The sequence below is a fragment of the Pseudomonas sp. B21-015 genome (genome assembly GCF_024749285.1).
In the GTDB taxonomy this organism is placed as follows: domain Bacteria; phylum Pseudomonadota; class Gammaproteobacteria; order Pseudomonadales; family Pseudomonadaceae; genus Aquipseudomonas.
Window position 1 is genome coordinate 2,135,392 of the sequence record NZ_CP087196.1, and the last position, 19,287, is coordinate 2,154,678.

Sequence of the window (19,287 nt, forward strand, 5' to 3'; positions counted from 1 at the left end):
CCAGATAAACCAAGACAGTTGCTCCCACATTTGTTCTGTGTCGCACACCAAATGTAACGGCTCTCCATTAGCCACCCGGCCCCCCACAGCGTTATCGTCCCTGGCAGCTTTGACTCAATGGATTGAGGTAACAGCGCCATGGATGCATCGATACACATCTGTAAGGCAACGTCTGCCGACGCCGGCATCATCAGCCGGATCGTCGAGCGCTCCATTCGCGTCGGCTGCGCGCTCGACCACCGCAACGATCCGCAAACCGTCGCCACCTGGACCCACAACAAAACCATCGAACACATACAGCCCTGGCTGGCTGACCCGCGGTTGTACCTGAACATCGCCCTGTTGCAGGACAAACCGATCGGCGTCGCCATGGCGGCGATCAGCGGCAAGGTCGCGTTTTGTCACGTGCAGCCGGAATGGTTTCGACGAGGCGCCGGGCAAGCGCTGGTGCACGATCTCGAGGCTTGGTTGATCGCACGCGGTTTACCTCAGGCGCGGCTCAACAGCACCCGGACCGGTGAGGCGTTTTACCACCGTCTGGGTTATCGGGCTTGTGCTGAAACCTTCACCGTGGCGGGACTCCACGCCATTCCCATGCATAAGGCGCTGTCGTCACCTTCATAGAAAGCGGTGCGAGGGCCTAAATCCCTGCGGTCCTGATGCGTTTCCAGAACAGGAAAACCTGCAAGTGCGCCCCGTGACCGGAACGCGCACCTGCCCGGTGTGCAGTTTTGGTCACTATCAGCAGCGTATTGAGGGGTCGAGAGATGTCAGTCGCTACCAGCCTTATCGAAGATCAGCCGGCCCGGATCGTCCCGACGCCTGCCGAGACGCTTTATCAGTTCAACGAATCGCCATTGCTGGCCCGTCAGAGCCAGCAGGAATCGAATGCTCGCAGCTACCCGAGGCGTATTCCCCTGGCACTCAAGCGCGCCAAGGGCATTTATGTCGAGGACGTCGAAGGCCGCAGTTTCATCGATTGCCTGGCCGGTGCGGGGACTCTGGCCCTGGGGCACAACCATCCAGTGGTGATCGAAGCGATCCAGCAAGTGCTGACCGATGAACTGCCGCTGCACACACTCGACCTGACCACGCCGGTGAAGGATCAGTTTGTTCAGGACCTGTTCGGTCTGTTGCCACAGGCATTGGCCGCTGAAGCGAAGATCCAGTTCTGTGGCCCCACCGGTACCGATGCGGTGGAAGCCGCGCTGAAACTGGTGCGCACTGCCACCGGGCGCAGCACGGTTTTGTCGTTCCAGGGCGGTTACCACGGCATGAGCCAGGGCGCGCTGAGCCTGATGGGCAGTCTGGGGCCGAAAAAGCCGTTGGGTGCCTTGCTCAGCAGTGGCGTGCAATTCATGCCGTATCCCTACGATTATCGTTGCCCGTTCGGGCTCGGCGGCGCGCAGGGGGTGCAGGTCAACCTGAATTACCTGGAAAACCTGCTGAACGATCCAGAGGCCGGCGTGCAACTGCCCGCTGCCGTGATCGTCGAAGCGGTGCAGGGCGAGGGCGGGGTGATTCCAGCCGATCTTCACTGGTTGCGTGGTTTGCGGCGTATCACCGAGAAGGCCGGCGTAGCGCTGATCGTCGATGAAATCCAGAGCGGTTTTGCCCGTACCGGCAAGATGTTCGCCTTCGAGCACGCCGGGATCATTCCGGACGTGGTGGTCATGTCCAAGGCCATCGGCGGCAGCCTGCCACTGGCAGTGGTGGTCTATCGCGACTGGCTCGACACCTGGCTGCCAGGTGCCCATGCCGGGACCTTCCGTGGTAATCAAATGGCCATGGCCGCAGGCTCTGCGGTGATGCGCTACCTGACCGAGCACAAGGTTTGTGAGCACGCTGCTGCCATGGGCGAGCGCTTGGGTGAGCACTTGCGCATCCTGCAACGGGACTTCCCGCAACTGGGCGACATTCGCGGACGCGGCTTGATGCTGGGCGTTGAACTGGTCGACCCGACTGGTGCGCCGGATGCACAAGGCCATCCACCGATATTCGCTCGCCTGGCGCCGCTGGTGCAACGCGAGTGCCTCAAGCGTGGGTTGATCCTCGAACTGGGCGGGCGTCATGGCGGTGTCGTGCGTTTCCTGCCGCCGCTGGTGATCACGGCCGCAGAAATCGATCGCGTGGCCGAGATTTTCGGCAGGGCCATGGCCGCCGCCACTGCCAGCCTCTAAATTTTTCGGCGCCTCGAACGTTCCTTCTACATAACGGCTGCACACGCCGTGCAGCCCACCCCTATAGCTATGGAGAGACAGCATGACGTCAGTATTCGACCGCGAGGACATCCTCTTTCAGGTCGTGGTCAACCACGAAGAGCAATACTCGATCTGGCCCGACTACAAGGCCGTGCCGCAAGGCTGGCGTACCGTGGGCAAGAGCGGCCTGAAAAAGGAATGCCTGGCCTACATCGAAGAAGTCTGGACCGACATGCGTCCGCTGAGCCTGCGCCAGAAAATGGAAGAACAGGCGGCTGTGGCTCACTGAGCTGTCAAGTGAGACGCGGAGCGTCTCTGGCTGCATTCCCACGCAGAGCGTGGGAACGAAAAGCCCGCTGAACCGGTGACGGTCAGCGGGCTTTTTCAGGTCTGGAGGTTTATGTCGCCTGTCAGACCGTCATCGCGGGCAAGCCCGCTCCCACAGTGGATTGGTGTTGTTGCATAAATAGAGTGAACACCACAAATCCCTGTGGGAGCGGGCTTGCCCGCGATGAACGATAACGCGGTCCAACTGACGTTACGCGCCGCTCAACCCCCTGATCACCTGATCCACATTCCCTTCCAATTCGGCCACCGGGTCCGCCGCATCCACACTCAACACCACCAACCGACTGCCAGCCAGCGAGATCACCGCTTTCACCGCATCCGACGGCTGTCGATGATGCAACACCACCGCCACGTCATGGTCCTTGAGCATCGCACCCAATTGCTTCAGGGCTTCGGGTGTCCACTCGGCATCCGGCCGTGCATCGAGGCCGATCAGCTCCAGGTTGAGGCCGCCGATCAGGTAGCCGAAATGATCGCTTAGGCTCATCACACTCAGGTTGTCGGCATTGGCCAGCCGTGACTCACTGTCGGCGCTGAGCTTGAGCAGGCGCTGTTTGAGCGCTGCCAGGTTGGCGTCGATCGTCGGTTTGGCCGCTGGCGCCAGGCGCACCAGGTCCGCCGCCATGACATCCGCCATTCGCCCCATGTTGTTGCTGGAAAGCCACGGCTGGCTGTTCAAACCATCGACCTTGCTGCCGGGCTGCACGGCGATGCCGGGCAGGGCGCCGTCCACCGGGCGGGCGGCGTCGACTTCGACGATACGGATATTGCTGCGCCGTGATATCGGGTACAGCGGGTCATCCGCCCACAGCGAGCGCAGGCCAATCACTGCATCGGCGTCGGTCGCCAGTTTGGCCAGCGCCGGAGCGCCACGGCCAGTGAAATAGGCGGTCTGCCGGCTGCCCGGCAGATTGTCCGGCGCGGCCCGTTCCAGTTTGACCTCGGTACCTTTGAGCAACACTTCGCCCAGACCATAGGTGATCGGCAAGGACGCCAGTACGCGCAACGGTTTGGCGCTGTCCGCCGCAAAGCAAGTATTGGCCAGGCCGCACAGGGGCAATGTGAAGGTCAGTGCCAGGGTCAGTTGACGCAGAGAAAAAGACATTTATCCGAGGTTCCCTTTCAGACTTGGAACGATGCCGCGAGCGATGGCGGCCAGGGCGAAGGCGATACCGGCCACCAGAATGATCGCGGCACCGGACGGGATAGGCAGGTCAAAGACAATCGGCGCGAGAATTCCACACAGCGTGCTCACTGTGGCAATCAGCACCGAACACCAGAAGAACCCCTTCAGCGACTGACTGAGCAATCGCGCGGCCGCCGCTGGAATCACCAACAGGGCGCCGACCAGAATCGCGCCGATGACTTTCACCGCCGCCACGGTGATCAGGGTCACCAGGATCACGAACAGGTAATCCAGGGTCTTCACCGCCACACCGCGTACCGCCGCCAGTTGTGGGTTGAAGCTGGCGAGCATGATGCGGTTGTACAGCGGCAGGGCCAATGCCATCACCAGCGAGCCGACGATGGCCAGCACCAGCAGATCATTGCCGTTGACCGTCAGCACCGAACCGAACAGCACGTTTTCCAGAATGTGCACGTTGATCTTGCCCGCCAGAATCAACAGCAGGCTGGCGCCCAAGGCCAACGACACAGAAAGGAACACCCCGATCAGCGTGTCCGGCGCCAGACCCGTGCGGTTGCGCAGGTAGTTCAGCAAAATCCCGAACAGCAAACAGTAACCGAACAGGCTGCCATAAGGCCCGGTATAGGGTTCGCCGAGCAGAATGCCGATGGCCACGCCGGTCAGTGCCGCGTGACCCACCGCTTCGGAGAAAAACGCGAAACGCTTGACCACCACCAGCGTGCCCAAACCGCCCAGCACCGGGCCGATCAGCAACCCGGCGAGCAGGGCGTTGACCACAAACCCATAGGCCAGCGCTTCCGGCAGATAACCCGACGAGGCCCAACCCTGGACCATCAAACGAAAGGCTTCGTAACTCATCAGGCAGCACTCCGGGGATGGGTCGAGAACAAGGTCAGCAGGCGCTCCGGGGTCAGCGCCTGTTTCGGCGTGGCATCGAACAGCACCCGGCGATTGAGCCCGGTGACCCGGTCCGCCAGACGCCCGACCGCTTCCAGATCATGCTCGATCCACAGCACGGTGATGCCGCTCTGGCGCCAGTCGTCCAGCAGCCGTTCGAACACTTGAATGCCGGCCTCATCGAGCGCCGACATCGGTTCGTCGAGCACCAGCAACTGTGGCGCCGGAATCAGCCCTTGGGCCAACAAAACCCGCTGGCGCTCACCGCCGGAGAGGGCTCCCATACGCCGCTTGCGCTTGTCCTGCATGCCGACCCGTTCCAGCGCCTCGCCGATGGCCGTCGCGTAATGCTTGCTCAACCCGAGGAATGCCGGACGCCGCTGACACATGGCGGCCATGAAATCATCGACGGTCATCGGCAAACCTCGATCGAACTCCAGCGCCTGGGGCACGTAGCCGATGGTCCCCGGTTCACCGGGCCATCGCAGGCTCAGGCGACCCTGATGCGGCATTTGCCCGAGCAGGGTCTTGATCAGCGAACTCTTGCCGCCACCGTTGGGGCCGACCAGGGCATGCACGCTGCCGGGCCGGACCTGAAAGGTCACCTTGTCGAGGATGGTCGTGCGGCCCAGCGTCAGGCTGACCTCGGCGAAATCCAGCGTCGGCCCCGAAACCTGTGGGAGCGAGCCTGCTCGCGAATGCGGTGTGTCATTTAACGATGATGTTGACTGACTGGACGCTTTCGCGAGCAGGCTCGCTCCCACAGGGGATTCAGTAATGGTCTCTTTAGCCGTCATGCGCCGGACTCCTGAATCGCCCGAACCACGGTGTTGAGGTTGCCGGTCATTTCCTTTTCGTACTTGTCGGCGGTGTACTCGCCATAGGAAATGTGCGACAGCGGATACAGCTTCACCCCGGATTCACGCTGGATGGTCTCGACGTAAGTGGACGGGAAATCCATCTCCGAGAAGATCACTTTCACGTCCAGTTCCCGCAGTTGATCGATGGTCTTTTTCAGCTGGCTGGGGCTCGGTTCGATACCGTGGGCCGGCTCGACCACGGCGGTCACTTCCAGGCCGAACTCGCGCAGCAAATAGTCGTAGGCGGCATGGACCGTGGCCACGCGCAGCTCGGCGTTCGGCGCCTGGGTCAGTTTGGCCAGGGCGTCGGCGCGCATCTGCCGCAGGCGTTTGCCATAGGCGCGGGCGTTCTGGGTGTAGGTTTTGGCATTGGCCGGGTCGAGCTTGCCCAGTTCCCGGGCGATGTTGTTGACCTGGGCAATCGAGGCGCTGATCGACAGGAACGTGTGCGGATTGACGACCTTGCCGGCACCCCGGGCAGCGACGCCGGTGGCGGCGAGCAAGGGCACGTTTTCGTTGGCTTCGATGACCTTGATGTTCGGGGTTTCGCTGGCGGCGATCATGCGGTCGGCGAAGTCGTCATGCCCCACGCCATTGAGCACGATCACGTCCAGCCCGCTGATGCGTTTGATGTCCTCGGCTCGCGGCTCGTAGGCATGAGGATTGAAACCGGCCGGAATCAGCGGCACCACCTCGGCCTTGTCGCCGACGATGTTGGCCACGTAACTGTAATAAGGGTGCAGGGTGATGCCGATGCGCAGGCGCTTGGCTTCATCGGCACTGGCCTGTGGTGTCAGCAAACAGGCAAACAGGCCGACCAGCAGCAGGCGCAAAAAAGGACGTTGAGATGAACTAGGCATGGGGAAGCGGTCTTCTCTCGGGTGAAGGCGGGGGGTCAATGCCGATGCTGGCGGGTAACGCCGGCATCGAATTGCGCGACGATCTGCTGCCAGCCGGTGCTTTCGAGCGCGGCGTCAGTCAGATCAGTCGGGGTAGTGAGGGCTTTGCCGCGATTGAGCCAGACGTCTGGAGCATCGTCGTCAGCGGTCAAACGCAACAAAAACGAGCCGGCCACGGTTGGAGTCTGGCTTTGGCCGAAGTAAGCCTTGGCGTCCAGTAACTGCCAGGCATGACCGCCACGGCTGACAGAGCTGGCATCCTGGGCAAACGGCGCGAAACCTTCATCGGCGAGCGTGGCGGGTGTGGGCAGCGCCTGCTGTTCCTGACGCAACAGATGGATTTCATCCAGCGTAACCCGCAGGTCGGCGTAGATGCCTTGCTCGGATGCGCTCAGGTCGCGACGGGCATCCAGTTGATGGCTGCCAACGCTGCTCACCTCCCGGGACTCGCCGCGCCAGGCGACCACCGAGCCGGCAACCGCCAGGATCATCAGGCACAACAGCATTACGTAGAGGGTTTCATGGCCGGCACCGGCCGGGCGAACAACTTGGGTGGTTGGTGTCGTCATGCTCAGGGCGCCTCGATGTCGGCTTGGTCGATCTCGACGACGTGGCCGGGACCGGCGTCGAACAGCACATAGAACTCGGTGCCGGGTTTCTTGAACGTCAGGGTCGAATCGGCACCGAGTTTGCCCGGCACCAGAATGGTTTCGTCGTAGCCGATCACATCCAGGGTCACGCCCGGCGCGCCGCTGCCGTCGGAGAAACCGCCAGTGCAACGGATCTGCTCGGCGTCGATGGCCTTGCATTCGCACATCGGGTTATGGGCCAGAACGCTGGTGCTGAAGGCGGCGCCGAGCACCAGTAAAACGAGGCGAAAAGCGTTGATCATGGTTTGCCACCTTGTGTGTTCAACCACGCGACGGTGGCCGGGGATGCCTGGCTCAGGGGGATGGACGCTTGGTGCATGGCGCCGTCCCAGCCTTCCATGGTGATCCACAGCTCAGCGTCGTTTTTGGTCTTTTCGGGTACCGGCAGCGCGGCGCCCATGCGGTACGGTGTGCCGAAGAAAATCACCCCGGCGGCGCGCAAGCTGCGCGGTTTGCCAATGCGCAGGTAAGTCGCCTTGACCTGATCGCGACAACTGTCGCAGAGCGCTGCGTTGAAGGACTTCAGGTAGCCGGCCGGGCCGTCGGATACGGGGGCTTCGCTGCGCAACTCGGCCAGACGCAGGCTCCAGGGGCCGACCTGAACCTCACCGATGTCCCGCTCACCCAGGCCGGTGTCACCGCGAAGCAGTGCCGCGTCGGCGAAGTATTTGGGCATGAACCCCAGCGGCACCAGCAACAGCAGCACATTGATGTGGAAGCGCCAGGTGTGCCAGAAACGGCTTAGCGGCGAGCGCGGTTTTTCTGCTGCGACCTGGCTCATCGGCTGACCTGCGTGACTTCGCGGCCCATGGCCGGCTGACTGGCCACCGCAATCCGTGGACGCTTGTTGCTGCGCTTGAGGGCATTGGCCGTGGCCAGGGCGGTGCGTTTGGTCCAGATCAGCAGGCCGCTGAGGACCATCATGCTCAGGATCAAGCCGAAGAAGAACCAGATCAGTTTGATCCAGATGCCGCCGAAATCGCCGGTGTGCAGTGGGCGCATGGATTCGGTCACCAGCTCCAGACCCGAACGGTCCGACAGCAGGCGCGTGGCGGAGATGTCACCGGTGTACGGGTTGACCTCGGCGCTCTGGTAGATCAACGGGTACCCGCTGCGTCCGCTCACCGAAAGGTGGCTATAGGCATTGGCGGGGAGGCTGACAGAGCTGTCTTCCAGACCGGGAATGCGTTCCTTGGCCTCGCGGATCGCGCTTTCCAGACTGATCATCGGCGCCGGTGCACCATCGACGGTGAGCGGCACGCTCTCACGCGGGACGACGGGCGCGACCGGTGCGGTAGAAATCGAAATATGGTTATCGAACAGGATCGCCTCAATCATGAACCAGGTGCTGGTGACGGAAATCACCGCAATGAACCAGATCGACCAGATGCCGCTGAGCCGGTGAAAGTCGCCCCAGAAAATCCGTGCGCCATGACGAATGCGCAGGGTCGGTCGCAAGAAGCCTTTCCAGAACCGTTTGTAGACCACAAGCCCGGTCACCAGCGAAGCCAGCATCGGCAGCCCGAGGAACGACACCAGATACCAGCCCCAGCTGTAGCCGTTGGTGAACGGCACCAGCCACCAGCCATGCAGTGCGCGAGTAAAGGCCTGAAAGTTGAATTGGGGAGCAGTGCCCTGAATCACCCCGCTGTAGGGGTTCACATAGACCGTCACCGAGCGCCCGTCCGGGTAACTGACCTTCACGTCCAGGGCGAAATGCGACTCGTCGGGGCGGTTGATACGCTCGACCAGCGTTTGGGGTTCGGCCTTTTTGATGGCGGCGATGATCTGGTCATAGCTGAGCAGCGGCGCGTCGTCCGAAGGCGGGCTGGCGCGCATTTGCGGGTTGGCCAGCCAGACGATTTCCTGACTGACCACCGCCAGGGTGCCGGTCACACAGACGATCAATACAAAAAACCAGATGGGCAGCGCCAGCCAGCTATGGACCAGAAACCAGAGTTTTGAGCGGGATTTCTTCGACATGATTAAAGGTCTTGTTTCGATGAGAGGACCGCTGCTGTGGGCTTCCCAGCGTTGCGGTCCACGAAAAGTCCGATCGTGGCTTTTGCCTACGCGACCGACTGCATCTAAATAAGACGTATGAGCATCGAAAATCCCGAAAGGGGATATGAAAGTAAATGTTTCGTGTTTCTGCCTGGCGTGGGAGGAGGCTTGTTTGCGAAAGCGGTCTGACAGTCAACATTGATGTTGAATGGGATGGCTCCTTCGCGAGCAAGCCCGAACACTCACTGAAAAACTTAACCCTGTTTAAACATCTCCTTGGCCCGCTGTTCGATCTGCTCCTGAGTCAAATCCTCCTTGCGCGTAGCCAGAAACCACAAATGCCCATAGGGATCCTTCAAGGTCCCCGAGCGGTCGCCGTAAAACTGATCCTTGACCTCGGACACCACCGTGGCACCGGCATCGACGGCTTGTTTATAGGACTTGTCCACATCGCTCACATACAAATGCAGCCCCACGGACGGCGATGTGTCCGGGTTGCTCAATGGCCCCTGATCGCACGGTGTGCCCAGCATGATCGGGCAGTCGCCGATGCGCAGTTCGGCATGCCCGATGCCACCATCGGGCATGGCCAGGCGCATGACTTCGGTGGCGCCAAAGGCCTTTTTGTAGAAGTCGATGGCTTCGGCAGCTTTCTGAATGCCCAGGTAAGGGGTGATGCTGTGATAACCCTCTGGAATGGGTTTGACGTTCATGACGGTTCTCCCTTTATTGTTGTGGAATTAAGGTGTTCCTTCGCCGATTTCCGGTCGAACAACTATAGGTCAACCCCTTCACCGCAACCGAGTGCCCGACGAGCAGTAGCGCCACAAAGCGCCGGGATTCTGAAACCTCATTGGCTGACAGGACGCCTTCGCGAGCAAGCCCGCTTGCACTGCACGCTGATCGGCTAGATCGACAACTGCATCAAACGCTCGCCCTGCAGGTTTTCCGTGGGGCGGCGTTTGTTCACCGCCAGTTCGCCGATCTTGATCAGCCGTGTGCGGGTCACATTGCGGCTCAACCCCAGCAGGGCAGCGGTGTGCACCTGGTTGTAGTGGCTGAAGCGATAGGCCGCCCGTAACAACGCATCTTCGACTTTCTCGTGCAGCGCGCCGGCCTGTTCCTCGAAGAGCTTTTGAAAGGCCCGATCGAGCAAGGCTTCCGGTGAGTCGTCGACGCTGGCGTGGTGGTCGTCCTGACGTTCGATGCGCATGTTCGACAGGCGCAGATCATCGCGCTCGATCACACCGTTGCGGCAGATCAGCAGGGTGTGATGAATGACGTTTTCCAGTTCGCGGATGTTGCCCGGCCAGCTGTAACTGCGCAGTTTGTGTTCGGCTTCCTTGCTGATGGTGATGCTGCCGTAACCCAGGCGCTGGCTGTAGGCTTCGATGAAATGCCGGGTCAGCGGCAGGATGTCGCCGGGGCGCTCGCGCAACGGGCTCAGTTCCAGACTGACCACGTCGAGGCGGTAATACAGATCTTCGCGAAAGTGCCCGGCGTTGATGGCTTTTTCCAGTTGCACATTGGTCGCCGCCAGTACCCGCACATCGATGGGAATGCTCTTGCGCGAACCCAGTCGCACCACTTCGCGCTCCTGTAGCACCCGCAGCAACTTCACTTGAATCGCCATCGGCAGATCGCCGATTTCGTCGAGGAATAAAGTGCCGCCATCGGCCTCTTCGAACCAGCCGGCCTTGGCGCTCAATGCCCCGGTGAAGGCGCCTTTCTCATGGCCGAACAGCTCCGCCTCCACCAGCGATTCGGAGAACGCGCCGCAGTTCACCGCCACGAACGGCCGGTTGCGGCGGGCGCTGAGGTTGTGGATATGCCGCGCCACCAGCTCCTTGCCGGTGCCGGTTTCGCCGATGATCAGCACGCTGGCTTCACTTGGCGCGACCTGCTGCAAGTGCGCGAGCAGGGCTTGGGATTTGGGGTCTTCGAACACCTGCGCCGTGGCGCGGATCGAGGTGGCCAGCGCGGGCGAGGGCGGTAAGGTCAGCAGTTGCATGGGGCAGGCTCCCTGAATGGAAAGCTATGAATAGAAGGTCGGGATCGGCAGGGACTGGTTCAGCGCCCAATCACCCAGTTCATGGAGTTTGTAATCCACCGGGTCGTGCAGGGTTTGCGTGCGCAGGTTGCGCCAGTGACGATCCAGTCGCAGTGAGGCGTGAGTCGAGCGGGCGCCGGTCACTTCGAACAAACGGCTGCACAGCTCCAGGCCATTACGCGTGGCGGCAACCTTGGCGGTGGCGATGGCGGTGGCCAGATGTCCGCGCTCCTCGGCGCTGAGGTTCGGGCCCTTGGCCCAGGCCTTGTCGAGCAATTCGGCGGCCCGTGCCACCAGCAGCCGAACGCCTTCCAGAGCCACCCAGAGCTCGCCGTAATGGCCGAGCACATAAGGATCCTGACGCACATCCGGAGCGCTGGATTTGTGCCACGGACGGGTTTCGGTGAGGGTGTATTGCCGCGCTTCTTCAAAGGCACCTTCGGCGATGCCGAGGAACATATGGGTGAACGTGAGCTGGGCGATCAATGGGCGCAAGCAGGCAAACGGCGTGCTCAACGGGCCGGGGTCGAGCAGCAGTTCCGACTCTTCGACCCGCACCCGTTCGAACGTGGCGCTGCCGCTGTCGGTCTGACGCTGACCCATGTTGTTCCAGTCGTTGTGCAGCGTGATGCCGCTGCGCCCGCTGGGAATCGCGGCGATCAACAGCTTGCCGCCGGCACTCTCGTCGACGGCCGAGGCGATCAGCATTTCCGAGTCGCTGGCGCCGGAGCAGAAACTTTTCTTGCCGGAAAACTCGCGCCAGCCACCGAGATTTTTTACCACGGTGCGGGTATCCAGCGGGTTAAGCGCGTTGCCCCAGAACCAGTTCTTGCGCGCCGTCTGTTCAAACCACGGCTGCCACTGCTCGGGCCGGGCGAACAGGCGCACGGTGGCGAGCATCAGGTGATGAAAGCCGAAGACATGGGCGATCGAACTGTCGACCTTGGCGAACTCGCGCACGATGGTCAGGGTTTCGCTCCAGCTGGCGCCAAGGCCGCCGTATTGGGTGGGAATGCTTAATGCGAGCAGGCCGCTGTGGCGCAAGGCGTCGCGTTCGGCTTTTGGCGTTCCGCCGCGTTCATCGCGCTCGACAGCAGTCAGGGCAAACTCGCCGGCCAGTTGGCGGGCGGTCTGCAAAGGGGGCAACAGGGCGCTTAGCGGCTTGGCAGTCACACGGGGTTCCTCATGGAGTTCGGCGCAATCCCCTGTGGGAGCGGGCCGTGGCTTTGGCGGGCAGCACATCATTGGCGATCATTTCGCCAAACGGCCCGGTAAGGTTGGTGACGCCTCGTCCGGCCAGGCTGGCATACGGCTCGGGCAGCAGCGGAAACACCAGTTCGGCAAAGCGATAAGCCTCTTCAAGATGCGGGTAGCCGGAGAAGATGAAACTGTCGATCCCCAGGTCCACGTATTCCTTGATCCGTGTGGCGACTTGCTGCGGATCGCCCACCAATGCCGTCCCGGCACCGCCACGCACCAGACCGACGCCGGCCCAGAGGTTGGGGGCGATTTCCAGGTTGTCGCGACGGCCGTCATGCAGCGCGGCCATGCGCCGCTGGCCTTCGGAGTCGAAGCGCGAGAACGATTTCTGCGCCGCCGCGATGGTCTCGTCGCTGATGTGCTCGATGAGTTTACCGGCGGCTTTCCAGGCCTCTTCGGCGGTTTCGCGGACGATCACGTGCAAGCGAATCCCGAACTTCACCGTACGACCGTTGCGCGCCGCGCGCTCACGCACGTCGGCGAGCTTTTCAGCCACGGCGGCGGGTGGTTCGCCCCACGTCAGGTAGACGTCGACCTGTTCGGCAGCCAGGTCATGAGCCGCCTCGGACGAACCACCGAAATACAGCGGCGGATAAGGTTTCTGCACCGGTGGATACAGGGCCTTGGCATTCTGCACCCGCAGGTGTTTGCCTTCGAAATCCACCGCTTCGCCTTGCAGCACGCGACGCCAGATCTTCAGGAATTCGTCGGTGACTTCGTAGCGTTCGCTGTGATCGAGAAAACTGCCGTCGCCACGGTTTTCATCCGGATCGCCGCCGGTCACCACATTGATCAGCAAGCGGCCGTTGGACAGGCGATCCAGGGTCGCGGCCATCCGCGCCGAGACCGTCGGCGAGATGATCCCCGGACGGATCGCGACCAGATACCGCAGGCGTTCGGTCAGCGGCACCAGGGCCGAGGCGATCACCCACGAGTCCTCGCAGGAGCGTCCGGTGGGAATCAGCACACCGTGGTAGCCGAGACTGTCGGCGGCCTGAGCGACTTGTTTCAGGTAGTTGAGCGTCACCGGGCGCGCGCCTTGAGTGGTGCCCAGGTAATGGCCGTCGCCGTGGGTCGGCAGAAACCAGAAAACATCCATGAAGAGATCCTTAGGCGATTTTCAGCAGATTTTTTGGGTGTACGCCGAACAACGGCGCCGCGCGTTCTGCAGCAAGACGAATGCGGGCCTTCAAGGGCTCACTGGTTATTTGGTAATTGGAGAAGTCGGCTTCGGTGGCGTACACGCCAATCGGCAGGGTCAGGGCCTGGAAGAAGCTGAACAGCGGCCGCAACTGATGATCGAGCACCAGCGCGTGACGTTCGCTGCCACCGGTGGCGGCCAGCAGCACCGGGGTGTCGATCAGCGCGTTGAGGTCGATCAGGTCAAACAGATGCTTGAGCAGGCCCGGGTAGGAACCGCGATAAACCGGCGCGGCGACGATCAGCAGGTCGGCGCTTTCGATGGCTTGCAACTCGGCTTCGATGTCGACGCTCAGTTCCTGCCGGGACAACGCCGCGCCCAGTGGTCGGGCGATATCGCCCAGTTCGATCAGCTTGCTTTCGATCGGCAACTGCCCGGCCAGCTCGGCCAACAGCGCCTGGGTCAGCACCAAAGTGCGGGACGGACGCCAGGTACCGCCGGAGAGGGCAACGACTTTCAATGGACGCGACATGATCAGTTCCTTTTTCAACAGTTGCTCAGCGAGCAGTGAGTAGTCACCAGCATTGAGCAAGAGCTGTACCAATCCTTCGGAGCCCCGGTTTACGTGGCTTTCAGCGCGTTTGTTGGCAGGCGCTGTTCGATTTGACGGGGTGTTTGTTGATTGCCTGTTGCCAGGCAAACAGTTGCGTAGGCAACAGTGCGCGAAGCGATGGAGTTGTTTATAGAGACTCTCTGTTATTCCGTAAAAGACATTAAATTAATATTTATATGTTATTTAGGTATATGCGACTTGCCGTAGGAGCTGCCGAAGGCTGCGATCCTTTGATCCGATACCCACTATCGAGAGCATTGATTTCTGCCCTTCAGGGCACGCGGGTAGCCTGTGTTCATTGCCCCGAACCAGATATCCGGACGCCCGAAATGAAACCTCTACTCGCCACTTTCTTGTTACTCGCCGTTTCCGTTCTGGCCGGATGTGCCAGCCATGTCTCACCGGAACTGCGGCCCTACACCGCTGAAGAAACCCGGGAGCTGGCGCTGGAGGCCCTGAATCGTCGCGGCTTGTCCTTTGACGAGTACCACGCGAAGAAAGCCGAATTGCTCGGCCAGCCGGCAAAATCGTTCAGTTTCGACAAACAAGGGGAGATGAACGCCGAACGCGCAGTACAGCAGCATGCTCGCCCAAGCTGAGCAGCGACTGTACCGCTAGAACTTTCACGCAACTGTCCGTGGGTTTCCCTCAAGGCGTGCGATAGGGTCAACACCTGACTGGCCCTGATGGACTGCCTCCATGACACTCTCGCTCGATCTGCTGCTGGGCTTTGCCCTGTTTGCCCTTGTCACCTCGATCACCCCCGGCCCCAACAACACCCTGCTGCTGGCCTCGGGCGTGAATTTCGGCTTTAACCGCACCATTCCCCATATGCTGGGCATCACCTGCGGCTTCTTCGTGCTGGTGGTCGCCGTCGGCTTCGGCCTGGGCGCGGTGTTTCAAACCTATCCAGTGCTTTACACCGTGTTGCGCTATGTCGGCGCGGCGTATTTGCTGTATCTGGCCTGGAAGATTGCTCACTCCGGGCCGGTAGCCGAGGGTGAACAGGGCGAGGGCAAGCCGATCAGCTATTTGGGCGCGGCAGCGTTTCAATGGGTCAATCCCAAGGCCTGGATCATGGCCATCGGTGCCATCAGCACCTACACGCCGATGCAGGGCTATTTCACCAATGTGATTGTGATTGCCGCGGTCTTTGCTCTGATCAACCTGCCAAGCGTCGGTGTATGGGCCGGTTGCGGCACGTTGTTGCGCAATGTGCTGCGCGATCGCCGCTGGTTGCGGCTGTTCAATTGGGGCATGGCCTTGCTGCTGGTGGCTTCGTTGTATCCGTTGTTGCTCGAAAGTTTTAGCTGATGCATTGCTTCAACCGGTTGCCCGATGCCTGTTAAGCTCGACTGCAGGAGCGTTCCAACGCACTTTTAAATGAAGTTGTTCTTCTTTAACGGCCTCCGATCAGGTATTGCTGTCGTTCTGAAAGTTCGGCGTCGCTCATGAGGCGGCGCTTTGACATTTCCAGTAACGAGCCTTCTGATCCTGGAACACGCTCTGCGAGTCTTTTATGAATAAACGTCCGTTGTATTTCGACTACGCCGCCACCACGCCGGTGGATGAGCGGGTCATCAAGGTCATGGTCGAGTGTCTGGGGTTCGCGGGTAACTTCGGTAATCCAGCGTCCAGCTCCCACGCCTTCGGCCAACAGGCCCGGCAATCGGTCGAGCAGGCACGGCGCCAGGTCGCCGAACTGGTGGGCGCCCAGGCGGAGCAGATCGTCTGGACCTCCGGTGCCACCGAATCCAACAACCTTGCCCTTAAGGGCGTGGCCCAGGCCCGCGGTGTGTCCGGCGGCCACATCATCACCAGCCAGATCGAACACAAGGCCATTCTCGACACGGCAAAACAGTTGCAGGACGCGGGCATAGCCGTGACGTATCTGGTGCCCGATGCCGAAGGCCTGATTACCCCGCAAGCGGTCAGCGAAGCGATGCGTGAGGACACCTTTCTGGTGTCGCTGATGCTGGTCAACAACGAACTGGGCACCGTCAACGACATCCCGGCCATCGGCCAGGTGGTGCGTGATCGTGATGCGTTGTTCCACGTCGATGCGGCGCAGGGCGCGGGCAAAGTGGCAATCGATCTGGCCCGGTGGCCGGTGGATTTGATGTCGTTCTCGGCACACAAGGTCTACGGTCCCAAAGGCGTTGGCGCGTTGTATGTCGGGCCTCGTGCGCAACAACGTTTGCAGGCGCAGATCCACGGTGGCGGTCACGAGGGCGGGTTGCGTTCCGGCACTCTGGCGACGCACCAGATCGCGGCCATGGGCGTGGCCTTCGCGTTGGCGGCCGCGTCGCTCGATGAAGAAAAAGCCACCATCGTCCGCCTGCGCGAACGCCTGCTGGAGCAACTGTTGAGCATTCCCGGCGTTCGCCTTAATGGCAGCCCGACCCAGCGCATTCCCCATACTCTGAGCCTGACCTTCAACGAAGGTGAGTTCAATTTCGCGGCGTTGAGCGCTTCGATTGCGTTTTCCGCGACGTCGGCCTGCAACTCCGCCAGCAATGCGCCATCCCATGTGCTGCTGGCGTTGGGGCATAACGCCCGCTCGGCCGGTCGCACCATTCGTTTGAGCCTGGGACGTTTCACCACCGAGCAGGATATCGACCAGGCGGCACAACTGATTAAAGCGGCAGCCGCCAGTGCTCCGGCATTCTGGGCGACGGGTCCTTAAGCGTCGACTCTGATCGGCACCGAACAATAATGATGAAGTGGTTAGCAGGAGACACGATGAGTACGCAGCCTTTGACCAATGGGTCGGTGCCCCGGCGCCTGGCGCAAACCCGCGCGGTGATGAGCCGGGAGGGCATTCATGCTCTATTGGTGCCGTCGGCCGACCCGCACCTGTCGGAATACCTGCCGGGCTATTGGCAAGGGCGCCAGTGGCTGTCGGGTTTCCATGGCTCGGTCGGCACCCTGATTGTCACGCCGGACTTTGCCGGCGTCTGGGCCGACAGCCGCTATTGGGAACAAGCGAGCAAGGAACTCAAGGGCAGCGGCATCGAACTGGTCAAGCTGCAACCCGGCCAACCCGGCCCGCTCGATTGGCTGGCCGAACAAACCCCTGAAGGTGGTGTCGTCGCAGTCGATGGCGCAGTGATGGCCGTGGCCGCGGCGCGTACCCTGAGCAGCAAACTTGAAGAACGTGGTGCATGCCTGCGCACTGACATCGACGTGCTGAGCGAAGTCTGGAGTGATCGTCCGAGCCTGCCGAACGAGCCGATCTATCAACATTTACCGCCTCAGGCGACCGTCAGCCGTGGCGAAAAAATCACCCAGTTGCGAGACGTGTTGAAAGAGCGCGGTGCCGACTGGCATTTCATTGCCACCCTCGATGACATCGCCTGGCTGTTCAACCTGCGCGGCGGCGATGTGTCGTTCAACCCGGTGTTCGTGTCCTTCGCCCTGATCAGTCAGCAGCAGGCCACCTTGTTCGTGGCCCTGAGCAAAGTGAGCGCCGAGCTGCGCGTCATTCTCGAACAGGACGGCGTGACCCTGCGCGATTACAGCGAAGTCGCCGCCGCCTTGCGCGCCGTGCCGAGTGGCGCGAGCCTGCAAGTCGATCCGGCGCGGGTCACGGCCGGTTTGCTGGATAACCTGAACAGTGGTGTGAAACTGCTAGAAGGCTTGAACCCGACCACCCTGGCCAAGTCGAAGAAGAGCCTGGCCGATGCCGAGCACATTCGCCGGGCCATGGAGCAGGATGGTGCCGCACTGTGCGAATTCTTCGCTTGGCTGGACGCAGCATTGGGGCGTGAGCGCGTTACCGAACTGACCATCGACGAACAGCTGACCGCAGCCCGCATGCGCCGCCCGGATTATGTGTCGCTGAGTTTCAACACCATTGCCGCCTTCAACGCCAACGGTGCGATGCCGCACTACCACGCCACCGAAGAAGAACACACGGTGATCGAGGGTGACGGTCTGTTGCTGATCGACTCCGGCGGCCAATACCTGGGCGGCACCACCGACATCACGCGAATGGTGCCGGTGGGTACGCCGACTGACGAGCAGAAGCGCGATTGCACTCGGGTGCTCAAAGGCGTGATTGCACTCTCTCGTGCGCAATTCCCGAAAGGCATTCTGTCGCCGTTGCTGGATTCTATTGCCCGCGCGCCGATCTGGGCCGAAAGCGTCGACTACGGTCATGGCACCGGTCACGGCGTCGGCTATTTCCTCAACGTCCACGAAGGCCCGCAAGTCATCGCCTACCAGGCTGCTGCGGCACCGCAAACCGCGATGCAGCCGGGCATGATCACGTCCATCGAACCGGGCACTTACCGTCCGGGCCGCTGGGGTGTACGAATTGAGAACCTGGTATTGAACCGCGAAGCGGGCAAGAGCGAATTCGGTGAATTCCTGAAATTCGAAACCCTGACTTTGTGCCCGATCGACACCCGCTGCCTGGAACCGTCGCTGCTGACCGAAGACGAAAAACAGTGGTTCAACGCCTATCACGCCGAGGTGCGCGAGCGTTTGAATCCGTTGCTCGATGGCGCGGCCCTTGAGTGGTTGGACGCCCGGACTGCGGCTATTTGAGCGGCTTGAGTCCAGGCGCTGTTTCCGGCGTCTGGCTCATTTCCAGCTATTGCGCACGCAGGGCTTCAAGGACGAAGTCCAGCCGATCCTGACCGAAGAACATCTGACCACCGACAAACATGCTCGGCGCGCCGAATACACCGCGTTGTACCGCGTTCTCGGTATTTTCCTTGAGCGTGGCTTTGACGTCCTCATCGGCGGTCAGCGCCAGCACCTCATTCGGATCGAAACCGTTTTGCGTCAGCACGGCGGCAACGGTCGCTGGGTCATCGAGGCTGCGTCCTTCCACCCACAGGGCGTGAAACAGGCAATCGATAAACGCCTGAAAGCGCTCGGGATGACGCAGTTGCATGCCCGTGACGGCGCGCATCAGCATCAGGGTATTGATGGGGAAGTGCGGGTTGAACTTCAGCGACACACCGTAGCGTTTGGCATAGCGGTCCAGGTCCTGAAACATGTAGCGACCCTTGGCCGGTATGGTCACGGGGGAAGCATTGCCGGTGGCTTTGAAGACGCCGCCCAGTAGCATCGGTTTGTAGATCAGCCGACTATCGGTCTGCTCGCAGATCTTCGGCAGTTGGGTATAAGCCAGGTAGGTGGCGGGGCTGCCAAGGTCGAAAAAGAACTCCACGGTTTTGCTCATGGTAGATGCGCTCTTCTTATGGT

General features: G+C 61.2%; 21 protein-coding genes. 7 read left to right on the forward strand and 14 right to left on the reverse strand.

Annotated features, from left to right (window positions below):
- Nucleotides 1-138: 138 nt before the first annotated feature.
- The 3 genes from LOY38_RS09855 to LOY38_RS09865 all read left to right on the forward strand — a co-directional run bounded on the left by LOY38_RS09855 (nt 139) and on the right by LOY38_RS09865 (nt 2,490).
- On the forward strand, nt 139-624 hold the full coding sequence (locus tag LOY38_RS09855) for a GNAT family N-acetyltransferase (RefSeq protein ID WP_258699860.1): 486 nt from the start codon (nt 139-141) through the stop codon (nt 622-624).
- A 143-nt stretch (nt 625-767) separates the two neighbouring features.
- Nucleotides 768-2,180 carry an aspartate aminotransferase family protein gene (locus LOY38_RS09860; protein ID WP_258699861.1) on the forward strand — a complete coding sequence of 471 codons (1,413 nt, stop codon included), beginning with the start codon at nt 768-770 and terminating at the stop codon, nt 2,178-2,180.
- A gap of 82 nt (nt 2,181-2,262) precedes the next feature.
- The gene (locus LOY38_RS09865; RefSeq protein WP_007934245.1) at nt 2,263-2,490 is read left to right on the forward strand and encodes an MbtH family protein; all 228 of its coding nucleotides are present in this window, start codon (nt 2,263-2,265) and stop codon (nt 2,488-2,490) included.
- 249 nt (nt 2,491-2,739) lie between these two features.
- Here LOY38_RS09865 and LOY38_RS09870 read toward each other — a convergent pair whose 3' ends face one another.
- The 13 genes from LOY38_RS09870 to msuE form a co-directional block, all read right to left on the reverse strand.
- A complete protein-coding gene (locus LOY38_RS09870; protein WP_258699862.1) occupies nt 2,740-3,654 on the reverse strand; it encodes a metal ABC transporter solute-binding protein, Zn/Mn family in 915 nt (304 codons plus the stop codon).
- On the reverse strand, nt 3,655-4,554 hold the full coding sequence (locus LOY38_RS09875) for a metal ABC transporter permease (protein ID WP_007906536.1): 900 nt from the start codon (nt 4,552-4,554) through the stop codon (nt 3,655-3,657).
- Complete coding sequence (locus LOY38_RS09880; protein WP_258699863.1) at nt 4,554-5,390, reverse strand: metal ABC transporter ATP-binding protein; 837 nt, start codon at nt 5,388-5,390, stop codon at nt 4,554-4,556. Before LOY38_RS09880 ends, LOY38_RS09875 begins: the two co-directional genes overlap by 1 nt.
- Nucleotides 5,387-6,313, reverse strand: a complete 927-nt coding sequence (locus tag LOY38_RS09885; RefSeq protein WP_258699864.1) for a metal ABC transporter substrate-binding protein — start codon at nt 6,311-6,313, stop codon at nt 5,387-5,389. The genes LOY38_RS09880 and LOY38_RS09885 overlap by 4 nt, the downstream gene beginning before the upstream one ends.
- A gap of 35 nt (nt 6,314-6,348) precedes the next feature.
- Complete coding sequence (locus tag LOY38_RS09890) at nt 6,349-6,921, reverse strand: DUF6162 family protein (protein WP_258699865.1); 573 nt, start codon at nt 6,919-6,921, stop codon at nt 6,349-6,351.
- A 2-nt stretch (nt 6,922-6,923) separates the two neighbouring features.
- Nucleotides 6,924-7,244: a hypothetical protein gene (locus LOY38_RS09895; RefSeq protein WP_258699866.1), complete on the reverse strand. Its 321-nt coding sequence runs from the start codon at nt 7,242-7,244 to the stop codon at nt 6,924-6,926.
- Nucleotides 7,241-7,783: a thiamine pyrophosphate-binding protein gene (locus tag LOY38_RS09900; RefSeq protein WP_258699867.1), complete on the reverse strand. Its 543-nt coding sequence runs from the start codon at nt 7,781-7,783 to the stop codon at nt 7,241-7,243. The genes LOY38_RS09895 and LOY38_RS09900 overlap by 4 nt, the downstream gene beginning before the upstream one ends.
- Nucleotides 7,780-8,985, reverse strand: a complete 1,206-nt coding sequence (locus LOY38_RS09905) for a PepSY domain-containing protein (RefSeq protein ID WP_258699868.1) — start codon at nt 8,983-8,985, stop codon at nt 7,780-7,782. Before LOY38_RS09905 ends, LOY38_RS09900 begins: the two co-directional genes overlap by 4 nt.
- Before the next feature lie 275 nt (nt 8,986-9,260).
- A complete protein-coding gene (locus LOY38_RS09910; RefSeq protein WP_258699869.1) occupies nt 9,261-9,719 on the reverse strand; it encodes a VOC family protein in 459 nt (152 codons plus the stop codon).
- 194 nt (nt 9,720-9,913) lie between these two features.
- Nucleotides 9,914-11,017: a sigma-54-dependent Fis family transcriptional regulator gene (locus tag LOY38_RS09915; RefSeq protein WP_007934229.1), complete on the reverse strand. Its 1,104-nt coding sequence runs from the start codon at nt 11,015-11,017 to the stop codon at nt 9,914-9,916.
- Nucleotides 11,018-11,041: 24 nt separating this feature from the next.
- Nucleotides 11,042-12,229 carry an acyl-CoA dehydrogenase family protein gene (locus tag LOY38_RS09920; protein ID WP_258699870.1) on the reverse strand — a complete coding sequence of 396 codons (1,188 nt, stop codon included), beginning with the start codon at nt 12,227-12,229 and terminating at the stop codon, nt 11,042-11,044.
- A gap of 10 nt (nt 12,230-12,239) precedes the next feature.
- Nucleotides 12,240-13,415, reverse strand: coding sequence for an FMNH2-dependent alkanesulfonate monooxygenase (gene ssuD / locus LOY38_RS09925; RefSeq protein ID WP_258699871.1), 1,176 nt, complete (start codon nt 13,413-13,415; stop codon nt 12,240-12,242).
- 10 nt (nt 13,416-13,425) lie between these two features.
- Nucleotides 13,426-13,989, reverse strand: coding sequence for an FMN reductase (gene msuE, locus LOY38_RS09930; protein ID WP_258699872.1), 564 nt, complete (start codon nt 13,987-13,989; stop codon nt 13,426-13,428).
- A 410-nt stretch (nt 13,990-14,399) separates the two neighbouring features.
- Between msuE and LOY38_RS09935 the strand changes: the two genes are divergently transcribed.
- From LOY38_RS09935 to LOY38_RS09950, 4 genes are all read left to right on the forward strand, one after another.
- Nucleotides 14,400-14,669, forward strand: coding sequence for a hypothetical protein (locus tag LOY38_RS09935; protein WP_258699873.1), 270 nt, complete (start codon nt 14,400-14,402; stop codon nt 14,667-14,669).
- A 100-nt stretch (nt 14,670-14,769) separates the two neighbouring features.
- Nucleotides 14,770-15,384, forward strand: a complete 615-nt coding sequence (locus LOY38_RS09940) for a LysE family translocator (RefSeq protein ID WP_258699874.1) — start codon at nt 14,770-14,772, stop codon at nt 15,382-15,384.
- Between the two features lie 205 nt (nt 15,385-15,589).
- A complete protein-coding gene (locus LOY38_RS09945) occupies nt 15,590-16,756 on the forward strand; it encodes a cysteine desulfurase family protein (protein ID WP_258699875.1) in 1,167 nt (388 codons plus the stop codon).
- Nucleotides 16,757-16,812: 56 nt separating this feature from the next.
- The gene (locus tag LOY38_RS09950) at nt 16,813-18,621 is read left to right on the forward strand and encodes an aminopeptidase P family protein (RefSeq protein WP_258699876.1); all 1,809 of its coding nucleotides are present in this window, start codon (nt 16,813-16,815) and stop codon (nt 18,619-18,621) included.
- Nucleotides 18,622-18,667: 46 nt separating this feature from the next.
- On the opposite strand, the gene LOY38_RS09955 is transcribed toward LOY38_RS09950, so the two are convergent.
- Nucleotides 18,668-19,264, reverse strand: a complete 597-nt coding sequence (locus LOY38_RS09955) for a 2-hydroxychromene-2-carboxylate isomerase (RefSeq protein WP_258699877.1) — start codon at nt 19,262-19,264, stop codon at nt 18,668-18,670.
- Nucleotides 19,265-19,287: the final 23 nt, after the last annotated feature.